The sequence below is a fragment of the Ursidibacter arcticus genome, from assembly GCF_009761375.1.
Lineage (GTDB): Bacteria > Pseudomonadota > Gammaproteobacteria > Enterobacterales > Pasteurellaceae > Ursidibacter > Ursidibacter arcticus.
Genome location: NZ_LEKM01000063.1, coordinates 1 through 5,008, shown reverse-complemented (window position 1 = coordinate 5,008; position 5,008 = coordinate 1). Strand labels below are relative to the sequence as shown.

Below are 5,008 nucleotides of genomic sequence, written 5' to 3'. Positions count from 1 at the left end.
TTTCCTTGTAGGGACGCCACGCTGGCGTCCGAATGAAAAAAGACTTTGTCAATAATCTGAGACTTAATAAGTCTCCTTATCTCGAAGTAAATGGACGTTTCCTTTGCGTCTTAAAAAGCCTGAACGGTCAAAGTATTCAATCAGTTGAACTGTTAATTTGCGTCCATATTGAATTTCATCTCGGAGCTGATTAACGGAAATCTCGCCATTTTGTTGAATAAACTGCTTAATAAGCTGAGCAAATTGGCTAATTTGTTCGTGCAGTAAAAAGCGATCTTTGACTATTGGGACTAAATAACCTAATTTTCCTGCTTTGTAGAGTAAGTTACGCATTTCATTTTCATCTATGGAAAGCTCACTTGCGATATCTCGTACCCATAATGCTTGATTAGTTCGTTCAAAAAGCGGTCTGATTTCTGCCCAAATTTGCAATTCAGTGTCATTAAACTCAATACGATGCTCAGGTGTATGGATCCAACCGCGTGTTTGCGATAATTTTTGTTCTGCGAGTAATTCATCAATAAAATGATAAATAAGATCTTCAGGCTGATCTAAAGCAACGATACGATGTAAACGTGCTTTTGTTACCCCCAGTTGATCATTATGTTGTTGATGGTATTCGCTTAATTTATCAATAATGTTTTGTTGAACCTGTTGTTTAAATGTGTGATTAAATAACCATTTGCTATGTTGTTGATAACCTAATGTGTTGATATCTTCAAGGAAAATTTGTTCTTGCCAGAGTAACTGCGATAAATCAATGGCTCGATGTTGTGTATAAAGAGCAAGACGTGAACATAATTGATCGGCTTGTGATAATAGATTTAAATAAGCCAAACGAGCATCGCTACGTTTATGCCGTTTAGGTGAATGAATTTCGAGTACCACACCGCCAGCAATTGTTTGGCTATCATCGCCATTGCGGATAATCAATTTATCTCCAATAGCAAAATGCAGTGCAGCATCACAGATAATTTCTGCAAAATAATTACCGTTTCTCACCGCTTGTGTGGCATTGAGTAGATTAAGTTTGGCGGTAATATGGCTGGCGTAGTGGTAGAGATGGATAATACTGTTTTCTTTAATGCTTTGATCGGCAGTTAATTGAATGGTAATACGCTCACTAGCTTGCGTTGGGGCTAATTGTGTTAGCCAGTCACCACGTTGAATTTGCTCTTTTTCAACATTGGCTATATTGAGTGCTAAACGTTGTCCTGCAATACCTTCAGGGGATTCATTGTTTTGGGCGTGAATTTTTCTTACTCTAACTTTTAGCCCATTTGAGAGATATATTTCATCACCGATTTTGACTTTACCTGCAATTGCCGTACCTGTTACCACAAGCCCTGCTCCTTTAACGTGAAAAACGCGATCGATAGCATAGCGGAAAGGTTGATTTACCTTAGAATGAGTATGGTTAAGGCTGATTAAATATGTTTTCAGTTCGGCGATACCTTGCCCTGTATGAGCTGAAGTAATAAAGAATGTGGCTGATGATAAATCAAATTGTTGTTTTAACTGGGTTATTAAGGATTGAATTTTTTCATCATTACTGCGATCAGCTTTAGTAATCACGACCATAATATGAGAAAAATTAAGTAATTTTAAAATGCCGAGATGTTCAACCGTTTGTGGCTTTATACCCTCTTCTGCCGATACGACTAATAATGCGTGTTGAATACCGCCAAGCCCCGCTAACATATTTGACAGAAATTTTTGATGCCCAGGTACATCAATAAAACCCAAAATATCGTTTTCAATTGGTAGATAGGCATAGCCTAAATCAATGGTTAGCCCCCGTTTTTTTTCTTCAGGTAAGTGAGCGGTATGTGTGCCTGTCAGTGCGTGTAATAATGATGTTTTACCATGATCAACGTGGCCTGCGGTAACAATGATCATTCTTTTTCTCCTATAACTTGGGCGGATAATTCCGCCCAAAGATAAATCATTTAATTCTGTTGATGAAGTTATCTAACAGACTAAATTACATTTTCTCAACAGTTTTGATACCTAATAAATCTAATCCTTGTTTTAGGGTATCAGCGGTGAGACTGGCTAGTTTTAAACGACTTTGTTTAATATTTTCTTCTGCATTAAGAATAGGACAAGCCTCGTAGAAACTTGAGAAAATCCCTGCTAATTCATAAAGATATTGACAAAGAACGTGTGGCGTTCCTTCTTTGGCAACCGTCGTTACCGCTTCTTCGAATTGTAATAATTTCAGTGCTAATGTTCGTTCTTTCTCTTCATTTAAGAGAATTTTGCCTGATAATTGTGTTGGATCTATCCCTGCTTTGCTGAAAATAGAACGAATACGGGTGTAGGCATATTGCATATAAGGTGCAGTATTGCCCTCAAAGCTCAACATATTATCCCAATCAAACACATAATCGGTAGTACGGTTTTTAGATAAATCAGAGTATTTAACTGCTCCGATTGCCACTGCTTCTACCACAGCTTGCTTTTCACAAGCGGTAAGATTTGGATTTTTTTCTGCAATTAGTTTTTCTGCACGTTCTACGGCTTCATCAAGTAAATCGGCTAATTTTACCGTTCCACCTGTACGGGTTTTGAATGGTTTTCCGTCTTTACCTAACATCATTCCAAAATTGTGATGCTCAAGACTAAAGCTATCAGGCACATAGCCTGCTTTACGAGTAATTAACCACGCTTGTTGCATATGTTGGCTTTGACGAGTATCAGAGAAAACCAATGCTCTATCTGCTTTTAAGGTTTCATAACGATATTTGGCAGCTGCGATATCCGTTGTGGTATATAAAAATCCACCATCTTTTTTCTGTACGATAACGCCCATTGGATCGCCATCTTTATTTTTAAATTCATCAAGATAAACAACTAACGCACCTTCGTCTTCTACCGCTAAGCCTTGTGCTTGTAAATCAGCGACAATGGCTGGCAGCATTGGGTTATAAAGGCTCTCCCCCATTACATCATTTTCAGTAAGCGTAACATTTAGACGTTGATAATTGTGCTGATTTTGTACCATTGTAATTTTGACTAGTTTTTGCCACATTGTACGGCAGTACTCATCACCACTTTGTAGTTTTACGACATAATTACGAGCTTTCTCTGCAAATTCGGCATCACTATCATAATGTTCTTTTGCAGCACGATAGAAGGCTTCTAGATCGCTTAATTCCATCTCGCTTGCGTGCTCGTTTTCCATTTTTTCAAGGTAGGCAATTAACATTCCGAACTGTGTACCCCAATCGCCAACGTGATTTGCTCGGATAACTTTATTCCCTAAAAACTCTAGTGCTCGTACTACACCATCACCAATAATCGTTGAACGCAAATGTCCAACGTGCATCTCTTTAGCGACATTTGGCGAAGAGTAATCGACTACAACGGTCTGGGTTTGTGATAGCTGAATACCTAATTTCTCACTATTTAAAGCTTGCTCTGCGTTATTTGCTAACCATTCAGTATTTAAGAAAATATTGATAAAACCAGGACCTGCAATTTCCAGTTTTTCGACAATACCGTCTAGGTTGAGATTATCTAGCACTTTTTGAGCAAACTCTCTTGGGTTACAACCCAATTTTTTGGCAGCTCCCATAATGCCGTTTGCTTGATAATCTCCAAATTGTGGTTTGCCTGATTGGCGGACTAGCGCTTCTACATTTTGCTCTGCCCCTGCTGCAATCATTGCTTGCTTAATTTTTTCCGATAGAATGTGTTGAATATTCACGATGATTCCTATTGATGAGATACTGTAAAAATGTGTGCAATGATACTAAAAAACCCTGTTAAAAACTTTGATTTTGCAAATTTTTTATCAAAAATGACCGCTTATTTCGGTGATATAGGTCAATTTGAGCAAAAAATTCAACAACTTGCTCAAGTTATCGGGTTGGATTTAAGCAAATACCCTATCGATCATCTTGCAGTAAGAATGAATAATGTAGAAACAGCACAACAGTGGCGAGATTTTCTATTGGCGGATAATTCATTATTAAAAGAGAGTGAGGTAAATGGTCGCCCTATTTGCTTAATTAAATTAGTTGAACCTCTTGTTTTTTGTGGACAGAAGGTTTCAATTATTGAACTACCCTTTCCTAAAGATAAGGTTTATCCAGAAGAAGGTTGGGAGCATATAGAAGTTGTTATTCCTTTTATTGAAAAGGAAACTGTTGAGCAATGGATTAAGCGTATAGAATTACAATTAAAATTGCCACAAAATGCTCAAATTTGTTATAAAATTAGCCAACCTAGAGTTTTAGCTGAAAGATTACCTAACCCTAGTATTGCGATTACATTAAAAGATGCAACTAATCGTAATAATTGCTGTCTTAAGATTCACCCTTATGACATAAATACAATAATTTGCTCAGAAAATAATTTCTGACCTTTCTCGGAGTTTATATGAAAAAATCTGGACTTATTTTAGCGCTATTTACCTCAGTTTCTTTAGTTGGTTGTGCTAATACGGATATTTATAGTGGCGATGTTTATCGTGGCGATCAAGCGAAAGAAGCTCGTTCTATTAGTTATGGTACGGTTGTTTCTGTTCGTGAAGTAAAAATTCAGGCTAATAACCAAGGTGTATTAGGATCTATTGGTGGTGGTGTTATCGGCGGTATTGCTGGTTCAACTATCGGTGGTGGAACAGGGCAAGCAATTGCAACTGCTGTTGGTGCTATTGCAGGTGCGGCACTTGGTAGTAAAGTTGAAGAAAAAGCGAGTCAAGTTTCTTCATTAGAGATGGTTATTCGCAAAGATGATGGTAAAGAAATCGTTGTTGTTCAGAAAAAAGAAAATGGTTTCGTTCCAGGTAAACGTGTAAGAATCGTGGGCTCTAGCTCTGATTTGAATGTCTCTTTGCTTAATTAGATAGAGATATGATTCACTATTAAAAGTGAGAGTCTTATTTGATATAGATATGTAGTAAAAGCTCAAATTTGATCTTTTCAGATTATTGACAAAGTCTTTTTTCATTCGGACGCCAGCGTGGCGCCCCCACAAGGAAAGTTATAACCAATTGAAA

4 protein-coding genes are annotated in these 5,008 nt (G+C 37.5%); 2 read left to right on the top strand and 2 right to left on the bottom strand.

Translation table 11 applies throughout. The features are described from left to right. Positions 1–63: 63 nt before the first annotated feature. Together selB and argS are read right to left on the bottom strand one after the other, a co-directional pair. On the bottom strand, positions 64–1,899 hold the full coding sequence (selB, locus tag A1D25_RS01785; protein WP_157394011.1) for a selenocysteine-specific translation elongation factor: 1,836 nt from the start codon (positions 1,897–1,899) through the stop codon (positions 64–66). 85 nt (positions 1,900–1,984) lie between these two features. Further along, entirely contained in the window at positions 1,985–3,712 is a 1,728-nt protein-coding gene (gene argS, locus A1D25_RS01780) for an arginine--tRNA ligase (protein WP_157394010.1), read from the bottom strand. A 39-nt stretch (positions 3,713–3,751) separates the two neighbouring features. Between argS and A1D25_RS01775 the strand changes: the two genes are divergently transcribed. After that, the gene (locus A1D25_RS01775; RefSeq protein WP_157394012.1) at positions 3,752–4,369 is read left to right on the top strand and encodes a VOC family protein; all 618 of its coding nucleotides are present in this window, start codon (positions 3,752–3,754) and stop codon (positions 4,367–4,369) included. Between the two features lie 17 nt (positions 4,370–4,386). After that, positions 4,387–4,854 (top strand): outer membrane lipoprotein, encoded by a 468-nt coding sequence (locus tag A1D25_RS01770; RefSeq protein ID WP_157394009.1) that lies wholly within the window; start codon positions 4,387–4,389, stop codon positions 4,852–4,854. Positions 4,855–5,008: the final 154 nt, after the last annotated feature.

Coding starts and splice junctions, on each gene's coding strand:
- selB (WP_157394011.1), bottom strand. CDS start 1,899: ATGATCATTGTTACCGCAGGCCACGTTGATCATGGTAAAACATCATTA.
- A1D25_RS01775 (WP_157394012.1), top strand. CDS start 3,752: ATGATACTAAAAAACCCTGTTAAAAACTTTGATTTTGCAAATTTTTTA.
- A1D25_RS01770 (WP_157394009.1), top strand. CDS start 4,387: ATGAAAAAATCTGGACTTATTTTAGCGCTATTTACCTCAGTTTCTTTA.